The sequence below is a fragment of the Telluria sp. B2 genome (assembly GCF_051789535.1).
GTDB lineage: Bacteria > Pseudomonadota > Gammaproteobacteria > Burkholderiales > Burkholderiaceae_D > Telluria.
Window position 1 is genome coordinate 4,129,467 of sequence record NZ_CP196525.1, and the last position, 17,413, is coordinate 4,146,879.

Sequence of the window (17,413 nt, forward strand, 5' to 3'; positions counted from 1 at the left end):
CAGAATTCAGTACAGCCCACGATTATAGCGAAGGAATCCCATCCGGGCAATTCATAATTCACTATTCTCGCCAGAGGGGCGGTGTGCGAGGGTGTTGCCCAGCTATAATATCGCCCCATGAATCTGCTCAAGACCCTCGCTGCAATCTCCAGCATGACCATGGTGTCCCGCATCACGGGCCTGCTGCGCGAAAGTCTGTTCGCCGCCGCCTTCGGCGCCTCGAACTTCACCGACGCCTTCAACATCGCCTTCCGCCTGCCCAACCTCCTGCGGCGCCTGTTTGCCGAGGGTGCCTTCTCCCAGGCCTTCGTGCCCATCCTGACCGAATACAAGACCAAGCACGGCCAGGCGGCGACCAAGACCCTGGTCGACCACGTGGCGACCGTGCTGATCTGGGCCACCATGCTGACCAGCATCGTCGGCATCCTGGCCGCGCCCGTGCTGATCTACTGGATCGGCGGCGGACTGCAACGCGAGCCGGCCGCTTTCGACGCGGCGGTCGTGATGACCCGGATGATGTTCCCCTACATCGCCTGCATGGCTTTCGTCGCCATGGCCAGCGGGGTGCTCAATACCTGGCGCCAGTTCAAGATCCCGGCCTTCACCCCGGTGCTGCTGAACCTTTCCTTCATCTTCGCCGCCGTCGTGCTGTCCGACTACTTCGCCCAGCCGATCTATGCGATGGCGGTGGGCGTGTGCATCGGCGGCATCCTGCAGGTGGCGCTCCAGCTTCCTCCGCTGATCAAGCTCGGCATGCTGCCGCGCCTGTCGATCAACCCCTTCACCGGCCTGCGCGACGCCGGCGTGCGCCGCATGCTCGGCAAGATGGGGCCGGCCGTGTTCGCCGTCGCGGCGGCCCAGATCAGCCTCCTGATCAACACCACCATCGCCGCCAGCCTGGCCGCAGGCGCCGTCACGGCGCTGCAGTATGCCGACCGGCTGATGGAGCTGCCGACCGCCCTGCTCGGCGTGGCCCTGGGCACGATCCTGCTGCCGGGCCTGGCCAAGGCCAACACCGAAGGCGACACCCAGGAATACTCGTCCCTGCTGGACTGGGGCCTGCGCCTGACCTTCCTGCTGTCGATCCCGGCGGCGGTGGGCCTCGCCACCCTGGCCACGCCGATGATCTCCACCCTGTTCCACTACGGGGCCTTCGACGCCGCCGACGTGAACGCCTCGTCCCTGCCGCTGATGGCCTACAGCGCTGGCCTGCTCGGCTTCATCCTGGTCAAGACCCTGGCGCCGGCCTTCTTCGCGCGCCAGGAAGTGCGCACGCCGGTGAAGATCGCGGTCGGCACCCTGGTGGCGACCCAGCTGATGAACCTGGTCTTCGTGCCGCTGTTCGGCGTGGCCGGCCTGGCACTGTCGATCGGCGTCGCCGCCTGCCTCAACGCCGCGCTGCTCTACCACGGGCTGCGCCGCCGCGATATCTTCGTGCCGCAGCCGGGCTGGGGCGCCTTCTTCCTCAAGCTGGTCGTGGCGGTGTCGGTCATGGGAGCGGTGGCCTGGTTCAGCCAGATCCAGTTCGACTGGATCGCGATGCGCGCCCAGCCGCTCCTGCGCGGCGGCATCCTGGTCGGCATCATCGGCCTGTGCGCCGTCAGTTACTTCGGCGTGCTGGGGCTCCTGGGCTTCCGCCCGCGCGACTTCAAGCGCCGCGCGAAATAATCATCGCCCGTCCGCGCGCCCGTTGCCTGGCGGCTCGGCGGGCGGCGGCTCCGCAGGCGCGGGTTCGGCTTCGGCTTCAGCCGGCTGGGGCTGGGCCGGCGGCTCTTCAGGCTCCTTCGCCGGTTCCGCCTCGCTCTCCGTCTGCGTCTCCGGCGGCTCGGCCGGCTGCGGCGGCTCAGTCGGCTGCCGCGGCGGCGGGACAGTCGGCGGCGGCGGCTCGGTTCCGGGCGCCGGGAACAGCGGCGCCGGCTGCACGTTCGGCTGCGGCTGCAGGTTCGGCGGCTGCCCGTTGGCCCCTGGCGCGGCGCTCGCGCCCGTCCCGCTGGCCGTGAACTTCCATTCCGACAGGTGTTCCTTGTTCTCGAAATTCTGGAAGCGCGCGTCGAAATTCGCCACCTTCAGCGGCTGCGCCTGCGACAGGCTGTACACCGCCAGCACACCCACCTTGTCGCCCTGGTACACGATGCCCCATTCCTGGCGGCCCGTGACCGGATCGACGTAGATCCTGCGCAGGTGCCGCCGCGTGCCGGGAAAGCGCGGGTCCTTCAGCAGCTCCTGCAACGTCGGCGGCGCGGTCGGATAGCCGCGCGGGGTGGCGGCGGCATAGCTGCGCAGGGCTTCGCTGTACTCGGCCCCGATTTCGAGCAGCTCCTGCTCGGCGGCGGCGCGGCGCAGCAGGGAGTCGACTTTCAGTGTCGCCGCCCCCACCAGGCCCAGGATGGCCACGAAGATCACCAGGCCGACATAGGTAAAGCCGCCCTCGGCCTGCCGGGCGCGCCGCGCTACCATTCGGCGTAGGGGCGGCCGTCGCGGCCGTTCCCCGGCGCGCCGCTGCGGATGTCGTAGACGCCGCCCGGCGCGCTGCCCTCCTCGGGCGGAACGATGACCCAGGTGGTCTCGCTCTCGGTGACCGGATCGACCGGCACGCGCGCCAGGTATTTTTTCTCCACCAGCTGTTCCAGCGAATCCGGGTAGCGTCCGGTGTCGGCGTGGTACTGGTCGATCACGGCGCGGGTGTTGCGCAGGTTGTCGAGCAGGATGGTTTCCTTCGTCTTGTCGACGCTCGGGAAGAAGCGCGGCACGGCAAGCGTCAGCAGCAAGGCGACGATGCCGAGCACCACCAGCAGTTCGATCAGGGTGAAGCCGCGCGGCGCACGCATGAAGGTCCTCACGCTTTTCCTCATCTGTCACCAGCGCCTGTAGGGAATGCCGTTCAGGCCAACCCTGTTCGACGTCGAGTAGACGTCGTAGACGTCGTCGCCCTCTTTCGGCTCCTCGGCTTCGCTGGCGTAGCTGCGCTTGCCCCAGGTCTGCGCGTCCGCCAGCTCGGGATCCGGATTGAAGGGGTCGCGCGGCAGGCGGCGCAGGAAGTAGATCTTGGCCTGCTTCGGGCTGCGCAGGTCGGTCACGCCTTCGACCAGCAGTTCGAGTTTCGCCGGGTAGCCGGTGGCGCCGGCGTTCTTCTTGATGCGGCCCTCGTCGCTGGCGCGCTTGTAGGCGTCGATCGCCAGGCGGATCTCGCGCAGGGACTGGCGCAACTGCTGTTCGTTGCGGCGCTGGACCACGGTCTGGCCGACCGGGATGACCAGCGTGGCCAGCAAGGCGAGGATGGCCAGGGTGACCAGGAGTTCGATCAGGGTGAAGCCGCGGGGGCGCGGGCGTGCGTGGACGTCGCGAGAACGCCAGCACGGGTTGAACGCGTGGGCGGCACAGCCGCCTTTCGTGGTCCGGACCACCCTACCGGTCAAGCTCATGGGTTCGGGATCGGTGTCACCTGGACACCTGCCGGCGCGGTATAGGGCGTGCCCGGTGGCGGCACGTTCGGCGTCGGCGGCGGCGTGGTGCCGATTGGCTGCGACAGCGGCATGCCGGTCACCGGCGGCACGGTCGGCGCAACTGGCGGCTGACCCACCGGCGGCGCGACCGGCAGGCCGTTGGCCGGCTGGGCCGCGGGCGCGCCATTGCCCGGCAGTGCAGGACGGGCACCCGGCGCCGGCGCCACGACCGGCTGGCGCACCGCCGTGTCCGGACGGCGGCGGAAGCTGGCCTCGGTACCGGCGCTGAACTCGGATGCCCCGGCCGGCGGGCGCTGGATGGTGCGCACCAGGTGCGGCGTGATCGATAACACGATCTCGGTCTTGTCGTTCGAGTCGCGCGTGCTGCCGAACAGGCGGCCCAGGATCGGCAGGCTGCCCACGCCCGGCACCTTGCTGCCGCTGGCGCGGTCTTCGCTGCTGATCAGGCCCGCCAGCACCTGGTTCTCGCCGTCCTTCAATTGCAGCAGGGTCTGGGCCGAACGGGTGCCGATGCGGTAAGCCACCGAGCCGTCGTTGGTGGTCATCGAATCGATCAGGTTGCTCACCTCGAGCGAGATGCGGATGCCGACTTCGTTGTTCAGGTAGATGGTCGGTTCGACGTTCAGGGTCAGGCCCACGTCGACATAGGTAATCGACTGCGAGGCAAAGCCGCCGACGCCGGTCGAGACGGTCGTCGTGATGTTCGGCACCCGGTCACCGATGACGACCTTGGCCTTTTCCTTGTTGCGCACGCGGATGCGGGGATTGGCCAGGGTGTTCGAATCGGTATCGGTCTTGTTCGCATTGACCACCGCGCCGATGCCGGTCACGCCGATGCTGCTGCTGTTCAGGCCGCGCAGCGCGTCGATCGAGATCGCCCCTCCCTCGGCGGCGACCAGGGGCGAGAAACTCAGGCTGCCCGGCCAGCTCACGCCCAGGTCCATCAGGCGGCTGCGCTTGATCTCCAGCACCTCGACGTCCAGCATGACTTCGGGCTCGGGCACGTCCTGCAGGGCCACCAGCTGGGTGGCGAGCTTGATCACCTCGGGGCTGTCGCGCAGGATCACCAGGTTGAGCTTGTCGTCGACGACCACGTCGCGCGACTTCAGGATGGTCTTGAAGGTGTTGGCGATGCTCTTGGCTTCGGCGTTGGCGAGATAGAAGGTCTTGACCGTCATCTCCTGGTATTCCTTGAGTTTGACGGCCACGTTCGGGTAGATCAGGATGGTGTTGCCGTCCATGACCTGGCGCTCGAGCTGGTTCGTCACCAGCAGGAAGTGCACGGCCGCCTCCACCGTGCTGTTCTTCAGGAAGATCGAAGTCCGCTGGTCGGCGCGCACGTCCTTGTCGAAGACGAAGTTCAGGCCCGAGTGGCGCGCGATGATCTCGAAGATCTGGCGCAGCGGCGCTTCGCGGAACTCCAGGCTGATGGGTTTGCGGAAGGCGGCGGTGAGCGTGGTTTCAAGAGTCGGCGTGACCGCCTTCTCGTTGACGTCGTTGAGCATCAGGCGCGCGCGCTCATGCCCTGGACGTTCGGTCAGGATCGCCGAGAGCTTCAGGCGCGCGGCCTCGTAGTCCTTCTTCTCGACATCCGCCGTGGCCGCATCGAGCATGGCGCTGTGGCGGCGGTCGGCCTCGACCTGGCGCATGCCGGCGCGGCCGCGCTCGTTGGCCGGGTCGACCTCGAGCACGCGCAGGTAGCCGGCGCGCGCCTCCTCGGCGCGGCCCTCGGCCAGGTCGCGCTCGGCCTGCTCGATCAGGCGTGTGGCGGTGGCGTCGCGGGCGCGCAGGAAGGCGGCGCGGTAGAGCGGATTGCCGGGATCGGCCGCCACCGCTTCGCGGTACTTGGCGAGCCCCGCGCTGACCTGCTCCTGGGCGACCAGGGCATTGCCCTCCTGGTAGGCACGCTGGGCCGCGCAACCGGCCAGCAGCAGCGCCGCCAGCACTGCCGCCGTCATCGCTCGAATCCGGGAACGAACCATTAGTCGAATGCTCCAATGTTGAGCTGCTGAACCTTGTTCAGCGGCAGATAAGTCAGGGTCAGCAGCGGCGGCACGATGCGCTCGACGCGCCAGGCGCCGTCGATCACGCCGCCCTCGACCGCGATGTGGGTGCGTTCGCCGTTGGCCAGGTAGACCTCCCACTTGCCCTCCTCCAGCGACTTGCCGATGAAGGTGAAAGGCAGCGGCGGCGCCACGGGCGGCGGCGGTGGGCCGGGCTCCGGCGGCGGTGGCGGCGGCGGTGTCCAGTCCTGGCGGCCGAACAGCGCATGCTCGTCCTCGCCGCCGCCGGCGCTGTCGCCGATCAGTTCGTCGCGCGGCTGCAGGCGCAGGATCGCCGGTTCACGGGCGCCAGGCTGGGCACCCAAGGCCGGGCCCGACGGGGCGGCGGTTACCGGCGCCCGCGACGCCGCCGGACGCTCGACCGCCTCGGCCACCTCGTCGTTCGGCGTCTTGTCGCCAAAGGCCGCCAGCCCGGCCGCGACGGCCAGCGCCAGGCCAAGGGCGATGTGGCGCGGCTTCATCGCGGCACTCCCGGCGCATCGAGCAGGTAGAAGGTCAGGCGCAGCCGCGCCTCAACGTTCGCCTGGCCGATGGTGTCGCGCCTGAAGCTGATGTCGTCGAGCGACGCGAAGGGAATCGCGCGCAGCGACAGCATCGCGAACTGCCATACCTGGCCATAGCTGCCCTGCACCGGCAGGTTCACCTGGTAGGTGTGCAGCTTCGCGTTGCGGTCGTAACCGCTCTTGTATTCGCCCTGGCGCAGCACCAGGCCGGTCTTGGCGGCGATGCCGAACAGGGTTTTCACCTGCTGCTCGACGTAGCGCTTTTCGCCCAGCGAGTCGTAGAACAGCGCCAGGTTCCGGTCGGCGCTGGCAACCTCTACTACAGGCGCAACTGGCGGCGGCATGGCGGCGGCGCGGCGCGCCAGTTCGCGCTCCTGCTCCAGGGCCTCGCGCGCCGGCACCAGCCAGGCCAGGGTGCCGAAACCGGCCGCGTACAGCAGCACGGCCAGGAACAGAACGGGGCTGAGGCCGCGCAGGGCCAGGCGCAGGCGCAAGGCGAGCCCGGCGAGATTGGCCTTCTTCATGGCGTCCCCCACTGGGCATCGAGCTGGAAGCGGATCGGCCGGTTCAGGTCCTGCTCGTTGATCTCGTGGCGCACCAGGGTCACGGCGCCGAACCACTCCGCCTTCTGGAGCGCTTCGATATAAGCGATCATGTCGTCGCTGCCGCGCGCTTCCGCGGTAATACGCAGCACGCGCTTCTTCGCGTCCGGTTCGAGCGCGAGCAGCGCGACCGAGGGCGGCGTCGCCCCGCGCACGGCGTCATGCAGCGCGCGCCAGGGCAGGTTCAACTGCATCACGGCCGCGTTCACGGCCGTGGCCTGCTGCTCGCTGACGGGCGGCAGGCGCTGGGCCGCCGGCTGCGCCACCGGCGCGACCGCGCGCGTGCGCAGGGCCGCCTGCAGCGCATCGACCTCTTCCCGCGCTTCGCCATAGTTCAGGACATTCACCAGCACCGCAAAGCACAGAGGCAGCGCGCCGAGGACCAGTCCCCAGGCGCCGCGCGGCGTGTGGAACAGGGTGCGGCGCAGGCCGGGCCGGGCGAAATCGAGGCGCACGCGCTTCATGCCCGGCTCCCCGTACAGGCCAGCCTGACAGCCGCCGAGCGGACATAAGCTGCGCCCTCCTCGTCTTCGTCCTCGAGCAGGGTGCAGCCGAACTTCAGGCGCCCTTCGTGGCTGGCCCAGCTGCGCGGCGCCGGACCGCACACCTGCAGGCGCTCGGGCCGCCCTACCCCGACGCGCAGCGCTTCGCGCGCGACATGGCTTTCCAGCCAGTCGCGGTCGGCGCCGGGCGGCACGACGGCCGTGCGCAGCGCTGCCAGCGTGGGGCCGTCGTAGGCGGCCAGCGTCAGCACCTGGCCGTGCATCAGGCCGAACCAGGCGCCGGGACGGTGGCGCTTGCGCCAATGGTTCATCGCGACCACGAACTGGGGCACAATCTCGACCAGGTGGCAGCGCGCCTCGCGCGCGGCCTGCTCCAATACATCGAGGAGGGAGGCAGGCAGCGCGGCCGCCAGGAAGGGGCGCGTGGCCTGCCAGTCGGCGGCGATCCTCCAGCCGGCCGGCGGCGCGCCGAACAGGGCCTGGAACCGCATCGCGGCGGCCGCCTCCAGGTCGGCCCGCTGCGCAGCGCCCGGCGGCGGCGCCACCTGCCACATGCGCGCCAGCTCGTCGGCCAGTACCACGCTCACCGGCCAGCCGGCGGCCTTGGCCTCGGCCAGCAGCGCGCGCAGGGCGGCGGCCAGGGCCTGGGGATCGGCGGCGGCGTCGCAGCCCACCTCGGCCAGGACGGTGACGCCGCGCGCGAACACCCGGCTGGTGCGCACCAGGGCGAGGCTGTCGTGGCCGATCCCGAGCCGCAGCGATTGTCCAGGCAGTCTAAGTAGTCCAGGTCTAGGCATGCTGGGTCACCCGCTTGATTTCGTCGAGCGTCGTGGCGCCGCGCCGCACCAGGTCGAGCGCGGCCAGGCGCAGGCTGCGCGTGCCGTTGGCGTGGGCCGCGGCCTTGATGCGGCGGATCGGCTGCTTGTCGACGATCAGCTCGCGGATCTCGTCGTTCAGCGTCAGGATCTCGGCGATCGAGCGGCGGCCCTTGTAGCCGGTGCCGCGGCAATCGCCGCAACCCTTGCCGCGCATGAAAAGGTAGTCCTCGACGGCATCGCGCTCGAGGCGCACCGCCAGCAGTTCCTGGTCGCTCGGCGTGTATCGGGCCGCGCAGTGCGGGCAGTTCATGCGCACCAGGCGCTGGGCCCAGATGCCGTTCAAGGCCGACACGAAAGCGTAGGGATCGATGCCCATGTGGGTGAAGCGCCCGAACACGTCGAACACGTTGTTGGCGTGGACCGTGGTCAGCACCAGGTGGCCGGTGAGCGCGGACTGCACCGCGATCTCGGCGGTTTCTCGGTCGCGGATCTCGCCGACCATGATCTTGTCCGGGTCGTGCCGCAGGATCGAGCGCAGGCCCTTGGCGAAGGTCAGGCCCTTCTTCTCGTTCACCGGGATCTGCAGGATGCCCGGCAGCTGGTACTCGACCGGGTCCTCGATGGTGATGATCTTCTCGCGGCCGTTGTGGATCTCGGTCAGCGCCGCGTACAGGGTCGTGGTCTTGCCCGATCCGGTCGGGCCGGTCACCAGCAACATGCCGTAGGCTTCCTGGGCCAGGGTGCGCAGCGTAGCGAGGGAAGGCGCATCGAAACCGAGCGCTTCCAGCGTCAGCGAACCGTAGGCCTCGACCATCGCGCGCTTGTCGAGGATACGGATGACCGCGTCCTCGCCGTGGATGCTCGGCATGATGGAGACGCGCAGGTCGATCTCGCGCCCGCCCGCCTCGACCCGGAAACTGCCGTCCTGCGGGATGCGGCGCTCGGCGATGTCGAGTTCGGCCAGCACCTTCAGGCGCGAGATGATGTGCTCGGCCAGCTCGATGCCGCCGACCGTGGTGGCGTGATCGAGCACGCCGTCGACCCGGTACTTCACCGCCAGCCCGGACGCCGTGCTCTCGAGGTGGATGTCCGAGGCGCCCGCCTTCAGCGCATCGTAGAGCGTGGAGTTGACCAGCTTGACGGCCGGGCTGCCCGCTTCCGACACCGAGGCGAAGGACAGTACGGCCGCGGTCTTGCCGTCGCGCCGGGCCTCGCTGCTGCTGGGCGCGAGCGTGTCGACCGCGCGCGCCGAGGCTTCCTGGCGCGAGAGGTAGGCCTGGATATCGGACTGCAGCGCCAGGCGCAGGTGCAGCGGCGCGCGCGGCGTGGCGCCGGCCTGGCTCGACAGCCAGGTCTGCTGGTCGAGGTCGAAAGGATCGGCGATCACGCCGGTGACCTGGCCGCCGGGGCCGCGCAGCAGCACGCAATGGCGCGACATGGCCTGGGCCAGCGGCAGCAGGTCGAAGGCCGGCTCCTGGCTGAGCATCTCGGCCGTTTCCATCACGGAGAGGCCGAAGGGCTCGGCCAGGGCGACGACCAGCTGGCGCGGATCGAGGCCGCTCAATGCTTCCAGCTCGGTCACCAGCGAACGCTGCGACTGGCGGCTCTGGGCGCGGGCGCGCATCAGGAGCGCTGAATCGATGACGCTCACGACATGTCTCCGGCAAGGTCGAAGATCGGCATGTAGAGCAGCACCACGATGGCGCCGACCACGAGGCCGATGGCCGCCATCAGCAGCGGCTCGAAGGTGCGCGTGAAGCGGTCGATCCAGCGGCTGATTTCGCCGTCGTAGAAGGCGGCCGATTGCGTGAGCATCGGCCCCATCTCGCCGGTGCGTTCGCCCACGCGCAGCATGCGCAGCGAAATCGGCGTGGTCAGGCCGTGGGCCTCGAAAGCATCCGACAGCGGGCGGCCCGATTCGATGGCAGCACGGGCGCTGGACAGGGCCTGGCGCAGCGTATTCGAGACCATGGGCTGCACGGTCTCGATGGCGTTGACGATGGTGATGCCACCCTCGGTCAGCATGCCCAGCGTCAGATACAGGCGCGAGAGTTCGTAGATACGGGCGCGCTCGCCGATGCCGGGCAGGCGCGCCAGCAGGCGGGTGATGCCGCCGTTCCTGATCGCCCGGCGCACACCGGCGACCAGCAGCGCGATGCAGGCCACGGCGAAGAGCAGGATCGCCATGCCGTGGCCGGCCGCGAACTGGCCCCATTCGAGCAGCAGTTGCGACATCCACGGCAGGTTGCGCCCCGCCCCCTGGTAGACCTCGGCGAAGCGCGGCACCACATAGCCGATCAGGAAGGCGCTCACGCCGCCGCCCACGCAGAGCAGGATCACCGGGTAGATCGAGGCGCTGACGATTTTCGAGCGCACGGTATCGATGCGCTGCTGGTATTCGATGTAGCGCGAGAGCGCGCGCGGCAGATCGCTCGTGCCTTCGGCGGCGCGCACGATGCCGATGTAGAGCGGCGGGAACAGGGCCGGCTGGCTTGCCAACACGCTGGAAAAGCGCTTGCCTTCGCGCAGGCCGGCGAGCAGGCGCTCGAGCACCGTGCGCGCGGCGGGAGTGGCTTCCTTTTCCAACAGGGCTTCGAGGCCCTCGACGATGCCGAGGCCCGCGTTGAGCAGGGCCAGCAATTCCTGGCTGAACAGGACCAGCGAGAGCTTGCCGCCGCGCTGGCCCGTCAGGCGAGCATCCAATGTAAAACGCGCCGCCGGTTCGACCGCGCTGACGAAGAGGCCGCGCGCCTCGACCTGGCGGCGCGCGTCGGCTTCATCGAGCGCGTCGATGACGACGCTGGTGATCGACAGATCGGGCGCAAGGGTGCGAACCGCAAACTGCATGTGGACGTGCCCGGAGGTGAAGAAAGTAAGGGTACGGAATCAGAGCGAGGAGATATCGGCGTTGTCGCCGGTGCCGCCTGGCTGGCCATCCCTGCCGAACGAAACGATTTCGTATTCTCCCTTGGCGCCGGGCGAACGGTATTGATACGGATGGCCCCATGGGTCCTGTGGCACGCCCTTCTTCAGGTAGGGACCGTTCCACTTGGCGCCGGCGCTGGCGGGCGCCGTCATCAGGGCGGCCAGGCCTTCTTCGCCGGTCGGGTAGCGCCCGACGTCGAGACGGTAGGTGTCGAGCGACTTCTCGAAGGCCTCGATCTGGGCTTTCGCGATCGTCACTTCAGACTTGCCGAGCTGGGAAAAATACTTGGGACCGACATAGGCCGCGAGCAGGCCGATGATCACGATGACCACCAGCAGTTCGAGCAGCGTGAAGCCGCTGACGCGCTGGCATGGGGCTTTGGCGGACATTGACTGCGACATCCAATTACTCCTGATTTGGCCAGGCGGCCGCATCCGTACAGACTACCATGGCGATATCTAAGAGGCAACGCAAATGCGGAAATGCAGCCCTTTCCTCGTACAGCATATAGTCGCTGGCGCAACGGAAAATCTACCTGAAGCGGCAGGCGCGCTTACCTCACCGACAACGCATCCGTCAGCTGGCAACTCCCTGCCCGGCACACCGCCGCCGGCGGCGCGATCGCGCGGCAGTCCGACACCATGCCCGAGCGCGCATTGCGCTCCTGCTGTTCGGTGCGGAAGCGGTCGGCCAGGGCCTGGATGTCGCTGGAGGACGTCTTGGCGGTGGACCAGGCCAGGTAGCTGGCCGGGCCGCCGCAGGGACGGGAGCCGATCGGCAGGGCCTGGCACTGGCTGTCCGATGAGCATTCCGCCTTGCCGATCAGGTCCTTGATCTGGGCGAGCGTGTCCGGCTGGCTAGTCGCCGGTGCGCCGACCGTAGCGGCAGGCTGGGACGCTTGCGGCGTGGCCGGACCGTCGGCCCGGGTCGTGCAGGCCGCGCAGGCCAGCAGTGAAAGAAGGACAAGTTTTCGCATCAGCTCATCATACGCTTGCCGCGCCCGTGGTCAAGCGTGCAAGCCAGTTCGACAAGTTTCCCGATGCGCCCTTGGCGAGAGTCCAGAAGCGCTCGCAAGCCTGTGGCGGGAATGCGACGAGCCTTGCTTTCGTTACCTTAGTGCACTTTTTATTTCCTGTAGGATACATCCTACTATCGTCATTCAACTTCTTCCATCTTGCCGTCTTTTAACGTTCAATATCTTTTAACTTCTGCTATCTTTACGAAAATAAATTGATGTTTGGAAAAATTCCTCGCTACAATAGTTCATATCACTGACGAGCCCGCCTCAAACATCATCATGAACACCCAACGCCTCCGCAATCTTCTCAGCATTTCCCTGATCGCCGCCACCCTGTGCGCCTGCGGCGGCGCCAGCATCGATACCCCGTCCGCACCGGTCCAGACCGCCGCCGCCATCAAGGTGGTCGACCTGTCGGTAGATCCAGCATCGGTCGGCCAAAGCCCGGCACCGGATTGCGCCGCCGACGGCTGCGCCGGCCTGCGCATCATCGACGGCAACGCCGAAGCCTACCGCATCGACGCCATGCGCCGCGCTGCCCAGGACGGCGGCGCCGGCGCTTAAGCCTCCTCCCCCGGCTGCTGCGCCAAACAAAAAAGGCACACCGGGCCGCAGCCCGGTGTGCCTTTCTCCTGCAAGTGCCTTGTGCCTGCGACGGTCGAGGCCTGGTGCGCGCCGCTCAGCGCATGCGGCGCCGGCGCGGGGTCCAGCCCAGCAGCATCAGGCCCATCATCATCACAGCCATGGAAGCCGGCTCCGGCACTTCGCTGACGCGGGTCAGCGGGTTGTCCGCCGACACGACGATGGCGCTGCCCGGCATCAGGTCGAACTGGGCCAGGTTGCCCTCGACACCGAGATAAGCACTCAGATCGTCGTTGTACAGGGCCACGCCGAGCGTGGTGCCGTCGCCCTCCGGCGCTACGTCGAAGCGCACGGTGAAGCGGAACAGGTCGCCCAGCGTGACCGCCTGCAGGTAGTCGTTGAAGCCGCTGCCGTTGCCCAGCACGATGCCGGTTTCGCGGCTGCCGCTGGCGTCGCCCTCCAGCACAAAGTCGCCGAAAGCCCCGCTGAAGCCGCTCAGGTAGGCGGTGGCGGCGCCGGACGATTCCAGGCCGAGGAAGGCGAAGTCGAGCAGGCCGGTGCCATCCATGCCCCTGGTGTCGATGGTGACCTGGTAGATCGGGCCGGCCGAGGCGGCGCCGGCGCCGGTTGCGAGCATCAGCGCCAGCAGCGCACGGGCGAACAGGTTTTTCAGGTTCCACATGGTTCAATTCCTCAGAAGGTGCCGGAGAACAGCTTGGCGGTGTAGCCGATGCTGACCTTCGATGGGTTGGTAAAGGTGGTGGTGACGGTGACCGAGGCGCCGGCGGCCAGCGAGGCGTTCGGCAGCGTCAGGTAAGGGGCGCCGCCCTGCTCGCCGCTCTTGCCGTCCAGCGTGACGCCGGCCGGCAGGCCCTGCAGCACCAGGTGCAGCGGACCCTTCAGCGCCGCGGCGCCCGTATTGGTGATGGTCACGATGCCGCTGTACTTGCCGGTGATACGGTTCAGGGCAATGCCCGACCTGGCGATCTTCGTTTGAGCGGTAACGTCGCTGAAGGTCGGCGCCAGGTTCAGGCTCACCACCACCGGATCGTGGTCCGAAGCGCGGTAGGCGTTCTTCACGTACGGGTCCTCGGCGGTGTCGTTCAGGTTGTAGTCGATCGCATCCGGTTCGTCGGCGTTGTTGTGCCACTCGGTCACGCCCGCAACCTGGGCGGACAGGGCCGTGCTGGCCAGCGCGTGGTCGAGGTAGCCGCTCTCGCCGCCGAACACGTAGGAGTAGGGAATGCCCTGCGGACGCACGAAGCGCTCGATCTCGTTGCCGTAGCCGGCCGCGTTCAGCAGGCGGATCGGGTCTTCGTGACCGTAGGCGTTCATGTCGCCGACAATCAGCACGTCGGGATCGTTCGCGGCGGCCGTCACCTGGGGCAGGAAGTAGTCGCGCAGGCGTGCGGCCTGTTCGACGCGGGAAGCGTTCCAGCAGCCCTGGCCATCGCCCCTGTCGCTGTCGCCGCCGCTGGCGCCGCCGCAGCTGCCCTTCGACTTCAGGTGGTTCACGACCAGCGAGAACTTGCCGCCGTTCGTCGCCTTGAAGGTCTGGGCCATCGGCGGACGGTTGTTGACGGCGTCGCCGTCCGACAGCGACGAACCAACCAGGCTGACCACCGCCGGCTTGTAGATCATCGCCACGCGGATCGCGTCGGTGCCGGTCGCCGCCGGTTTCGGCACGACGGCGTAGGTGCCGGCGCCCATCTTCGCATTGAGCTGGTCCACCAGGTAGGAAGCGGCGATGTCGCCGTTGTTCTGGATTTCCATCAGGCCCACCACATCGGCATTGACTGCGCTGAGCGACTCGACGATCTTGTCGCGCTGGCGCACGAATTCGGTCATGTTGTCGGCGCCGCGGCAATTCGAGGCGCGGGTGGTGCCGCCGATGGTGCAGCCCTGGCCGGTGCGGCCCCAGGCGTCGGCGCCGTTGGTGAAGGTGGTGAAGAAGTTCAGCACGTTGGCGCTGGCGACCCTCACGTTGCCGGCAGCGACCACCGGGGCCGGCAGGCGTTCGTTGGTGCGCGAGAACACCGGCGTGACCGTCGGCTGCAGCTTGAAGGCCGCGCCGCCACCGCCGATTGCGCCGAAGTCGAGCACGCCCGTCAGATCAAGCACGGTGTCGCCCGCGCGCACGGTGCCGTCCGCTGCGAGGTAGGGAATCGTGGTCGGGGCAACGAAAATGCCGTCGTCCAGCACGATCATGTTCGCCGCGTTCTCGGCAGCCAGCGCCTTCGCTTCCGGCGAGCCGGCCGGATAGCGGTTGGTCGGGATCTCGCGGCGGCCGTAGGACAGGGTCAGTTCGCCGCGATCGCCCAGGTAGGCATTGCCGTTGACGGTGAGCGGCGTGGTGAAGCGCACCAGCATGCCTTCGAAGCGCGCCAGGTCGGCGTTCGGCATCTCGACATTGGTCGGGGCGATGCTGTAGCCGCTGCCCAGTTTCGTGACCGCGGTCAGATCCTTGAACTCGGTGTAGGAGCGGGTCGCGCCGCTCGGCTTGTATTCGGTGACGGTGCCGGTGATACGCACCTGGTCGCCCACGTTGGCCGCGCCGGCGCTGCCGAAGACGAAGATCGCGTCCGAGGTAGCCGGGTCGCCGTCGCCGTTGGGGTCCTGCAGGAAGAAGCCGCTGCCGACCTTGGCGGTGATCACGCCCTGGGTGGTCTGCACGGTGTTGTTGTAGGCGGTGCTCGGGCCGCTGCCCTGGATCTGCGGGATGGTGAGCTGCCCGGCGACGCTGACGGCGATGTTGCAGCTGGCGCTCTGGCCGTCGTTGTTGGCGAAGGTGACGCGCAGCGGATAGTTGCCGGCGGCGACCGAGGCAGCGACCGAGAGGTTGGCGCTGGCGCTGCCGCCGCTTGCGCCGGCCGGCACGAAGCCGGTCAGGTTGATGCCGGGCACGGCGCCCGATTCGATCACCGCGCTGTTGACGATGCTGTCGCCGTCGCTGGCGCCGAGCGCCACGACAGCGCCCTTGCCCTGCTCGGCCTGCACGCTGGCCGGGCAGTTCAGGACGATCTGCTGCACCACCGGGCCGGCATTGCAGCTGTTCAGCGGCGAGGTCGAACGGCGCGGGCCGGCGACCGGCGCGGCCGTGAAGTCGACGGCGTTGTTGTCGGTATCGACGCAGCCGAGCTGCGCGCGCTGGATCGAGTTGACGATCGATGGCGCCGGCGCGACCGCGGTTTCGTAGCGGTTGGCGGTGCCGAAGCCCACCAGGTCGACCACGGCCTCGCCTTCCGGCGTGGTCATGGCCTTGGCCACGTTCGCCAGCGCCACCTTGCCGGTGGTAGCCGACAGGCTCAGGCCGCCGGTCTGGTCGGCCGTACCGACGTCGCTGCCGGTGGCGGCGCCCTGCCCCGTCACCAGGAAGTATTGTCCCGGCTGCAGGCTCACGTCCGGCAGCGCGGTGGCCTGCCAGGTGGTGCCTGCCGCCGCTTGATACTGCACGCTCCAGCCCTTCAGGCTGACCGGGCCGCCGCTGCGGTTGAACAGCTCGATGAAGTCCCGGTTCCACAGCGCGCCGCCGCTGCCGGCGCCGCCGTAAACCTGGCTGATCACGACATCGCCCGGGGTGGCGAAGGCCGGCGCCGCCAGTCCGGCCAGCAGCACGGCCAGGACAGTCAGCCGTCCGGCTGGTGTGTGTGTTGCAACGTGCATTTTCATGGGCATCCTGAATAGGGTGGGTAAGCAAGCCAATCGGGAAACTGTTGTTATTACGAATAGGAATTTTATTATCAAAAAAGATAATAAATCCACAATTTGACAGGAGAATGACGGCCAAGCGCCAATTCGGTGCGGCGGATGAGGTATGCAGACAACATCTGCACGTCAAGCGCACACTGGCGGTGCGGCTGTCGAGGGCGTGGCGCATCAGCGCCGCCGGTAGGGCGCAGCGAGCGGCTCGCCGATGAACAGGCCTTGGGACGGCCAGGCCACGCTCTTCCAATAGGCTTCGATGGCGCTGTTGCCCTGCACGTAGTGGCGCAGGAGCACGGCCGGGTTGGGGAATTTCTGCCAGTGGTTGCAGGGTTCGCTGACGGTGCCGTAGCTGGCGGTGGCGCCGGCTTCCAGCCAGCGCAGGCTGCTCATCTGGGTGCTGCCGAGCAGGTCGCCGCCGTGCGAGGTCAGGTGGTCGGCCAGGGCGCCGGGCAGGAAGCGCAGGGTGTCGAGCTTGTCGACGCTGGCCTTGCCGAGCTGGTAGATCATGATGTCGTGCGCCCTCTCGAGGGCGTCGGCCTGCAAGCGCCGGGTCGCCAGCTTTTTCGCCGCGATCCGGCCCGGGGGCGGAAAGAACATCGCGCGGCTGTTGCGGGCCGCATCAGGCGTCGTCAGGTAATAGGCGCTGGCCGGCACCAGCCGGAAGCCGCTGGCGATGCCGCGGTCGATCACCTCCTTTGCCGCCGCCACCGACTCGGTTGGCAGCAGCATGGCCAGGCGCATGCCGTGAGTCGCATAGGGACGGGTGCTGTTCGAATTGAAGTAGGCGCTGGGTTGGCCGGCGGCGCAGGTCTCGCGGCACAGGGCGCCGTCGAAACCGAGGGTATAGGCGCCGGTGATGGAATTGCAGGCCACGGCATAAGGCGCGGTCCAGACCATGAGCACGGCCTGGACCCCGGGCTTGAGCTGGCTGTCGATCTCCTCCTTCAGCAGCTGGAAGCGCGCCGGGTCGAGACTGTGGGGCTTGCCGGGAATACGCACGTGCACCACGTTGGCGTCGGGGATGGCGCGCCGGCGGCGGTAGTAGTCGCCGACCGCGACGCTGGCCGGGTCGTCGTCGTTGATGACGATGGCCAGCTGCGCCGCGGTCAGTCCGCCGCGTTCCAATAATGGCAGCTGCGGCTGCAGCCGCGCCTGCGCTGCGGCGGCGCCGTGCAGGAACAAGAGCGGCAGGATCGGCCAGAGCGCCGCCCACAGGAGCCGGACCATGG

At 68.2% G+C, this 17,413-nt stretch carries 17 protein-coding genes; 2 read left to right on the plus strand and 15 right to left on the minus strand.

Annotation, left to right across the window (positions count from 1 at the left end; genetic code table 11):
* The first annotated feature begins 117 nt into the window (after positions 1-117).
* Positions 118-1,668, plus strand: coding sequence for a murein biosynthesis integral membrane protein MurJ (murJ, locus tag ACSUZJ_RS18315; protein WP_499410528.1), 1,551 nt, complete (start codon positions 118-120; stop codon positions 1,666-1,668).
* On the opposite strand, the gene ACSUZJ_RS18320 is transcribed toward murJ, so the two are convergent.
* From ACSUZJ_RS18320 to ACSUZJ_RS18375, 12 genes are all read right to left on the minus strand, one after another.
* On the minus strand, positions 1,669-2,457 hold the full coding sequence (locus ACSUZJ_RS18320; RefSeq protein ID WP_499410530.1) for a type II secretion system protein: 789 nt from the start codon (positions 2,455-2,457) through the stop codon (positions 1,669-1,671).
* Entirely contained in the window at positions 2,451-2,852 is a 402-nt protein-coding gene (locus ACSUZJ_RS18325; RefSeq protein ID WP_499410532.1) for a prepilin-type N-terminal cleavage/methylation domain-containing protein, read from the minus strand. The genes ACSUZJ_RS18320 and ACSUZJ_RS18325 overlap by 7 nt, the downstream gene beginning before the upstream one ends.
* A gap of 3 nt (positions 2,853-2,855) precedes the next feature.
* On the minus strand, positions 2,856-3,422 hold the full coding sequence (locus ACSUZJ_RS18330) for a prepilin-type N-terminal cleavage/methylation domain-containing protein (RefSeq protein WP_499410534.1): 567 nt from the start codon (positions 3,420-3,422) through the stop codon (positions 2,856-2,858).
* Positions 3,419-5,422, minus strand: a complete 2,004-nt coding sequence (locus ACSUZJ_RS18335; RefSeq protein ID WP_499410536.1) for a secretin GspD/PilQ domain-containing protein — start codon at positions 5,420-5,422, stop codon at positions 3,419-3,421. Before ACSUZJ_RS18335 ends, ACSUZJ_RS18330 begins: the two co-directional genes overlap by 4 nt.
* A 23-nt stretch (positions 5,423-5,445) precedes the next feature.
* Complete coding sequence (locus ACSUZJ_RS18340) at positions 5,446-5,988, minus strand: hypothetical protein (RefSeq protein WP_499410538.1); 543 nt, start codon at positions 5,986-5,988, stop codon at positions 5,446-5,448.
* Complete coding sequence (locus ACSUZJ_RS18345) at positions 5,985-6,554, minus strand: hypothetical protein (RefSeq protein ID WP_499410540.1); 570 nt, start codon at positions 6,552-6,554, stop codon at positions 5,985-5,987. The genes ACSUZJ_RS18340 and ACSUZJ_RS18345 overlap by 4 nt, the downstream gene beginning before the upstream one ends.
* Positions 6,551-7,096: a PilN domain-containing protein gene (locus ACSUZJ_RS18350; protein ID WP_499410542.1), complete on the minus strand. Its 546-nt coding sequence runs from the start codon at positions 7,094-7,096 to the stop codon at positions 6,551-6,553. Before ACSUZJ_RS18350 ends, ACSUZJ_RS18345 begins: the two co-directional genes overlap by 4 nt.
* Positions 7,093-7,932, minus strand: a complete 840-nt coding sequence (locus ACSUZJ_RS18355) for a hypothetical protein (RefSeq protein ID WP_499410544.1) — start codon at positions 7,930-7,932, stop codon at positions 7,093-7,095. The genes ACSUZJ_RS18350 and ACSUZJ_RS18355 overlap by 4 nt, the downstream gene beginning before the upstream one ends.
* Positions 7,925-9,577, minus strand: a complete 1,653-nt coding sequence (locus ACSUZJ_RS18360) for a GspE/PulE family protein (protein ID WP_499416595.1) — start codon at positions 9,575-9,577, stop codon at positions 7,925-7,927. The genes ACSUZJ_RS18355 and ACSUZJ_RS18360 overlap by 8 nt, the downstream gene beginning before the upstream one ends.
* A gap of 23 nt (positions 9,578-9,600) precedes the next feature.
* Positions 9,601-10,800 carry a type II secretion system F family protein gene (locus ACSUZJ_RS18365; protein WP_499410546.1) on the minus strand — a complete coding sequence of 400 codons (1,200 nt, stop codon included), beginning with the start codon at positions 10,798-10,800 and terminating at the stop codon, positions 9,601-9,603.
* Between the two features lie 39 nt (positions 10,801-10,839).
* Positions 10,840-11,280, minus strand: a complete 441-nt coding sequence (gene gspG / locus ACSUZJ_RS18370; protein ID WP_499410548.1) for a type II secretion system major pseudopilin GspG — start codon at positions 11,278-11,280, stop codon at positions 10,840-10,842.
* Positions 11,281-11,432: 152 nt separating this feature from the next.
* Positions 11,433-11,855: a hypothetical protein gene (locus ACSUZJ_RS18375; protein ID WP_499410550.1), complete on the minus strand. Its 423-nt coding sequence runs from the start codon at positions 11,853-11,855 to the stop codon at positions 11,433-11,435.
* Between the two features lie 321 nt (positions 11,856-12,176).
* Here ACSUZJ_RS18375 and ACSUZJ_RS18380 point away from each other — a divergent pair, with 321 nt between their 5' ends.
* Positions 12,177-12,461, plus strand: a complete 285-nt coding sequence (locus ACSUZJ_RS18380) for a hypothetical protein (protein WP_499410552.1) — start codon at positions 12,177-12,179, stop codon at positions 12,459-12,461.
* 115 nt (positions 12,462-12,576) lie between these two features.
* Here ACSUZJ_RS18380 and ACSUZJ_RS18385 read toward each other — a convergent pair whose 3' ends face one another.
* The 3 genes from ACSUZJ_RS18385 to ACSUZJ_RS18395 all read right to left on the minus strand — a co-directional run bounded on the left by ACSUZJ_RS18385 (position 12,577) and on the right by ACSUZJ_RS18395 (position 17,411).
* Positions 12,577-13,161, minus strand: coding sequence for an NF038129 family PEP-CTERM protein (locus tag ACSUZJ_RS18385; RefSeq protein WP_499410554.1), 585 nt, complete (start codon positions 13,159-13,161; stop codon positions 12,577-12,579).
* An 11-nt stretch (positions 13,162-13,172) separates the two neighbouring features.
* Positions 13,173-16,148 (minus strand): ExeM/NucH family extracellular endonuclease, encoded by a 2,976-nt coding sequence (locus ACSUZJ_RS18390; RefSeq protein ID WP_499410556.1) that lies wholly within the window; start codon positions 16,146-16,148, stop codon positions 13,173-13,175.
* Positions 16,149-16,355: 207 nt separating this feature from the next.
* Complete coding sequence (locus tag ACSUZJ_RS18395; protein WP_499410558.1) at positions 16,356-17,411, minus strand: TIGR03790 family protein; 1,056 nt, start codon at positions 17,409-17,411, stop codon at positions 16,356-16,358.
* Positions 17,412-17,413 lie beyond the last annotated feature (2 nt).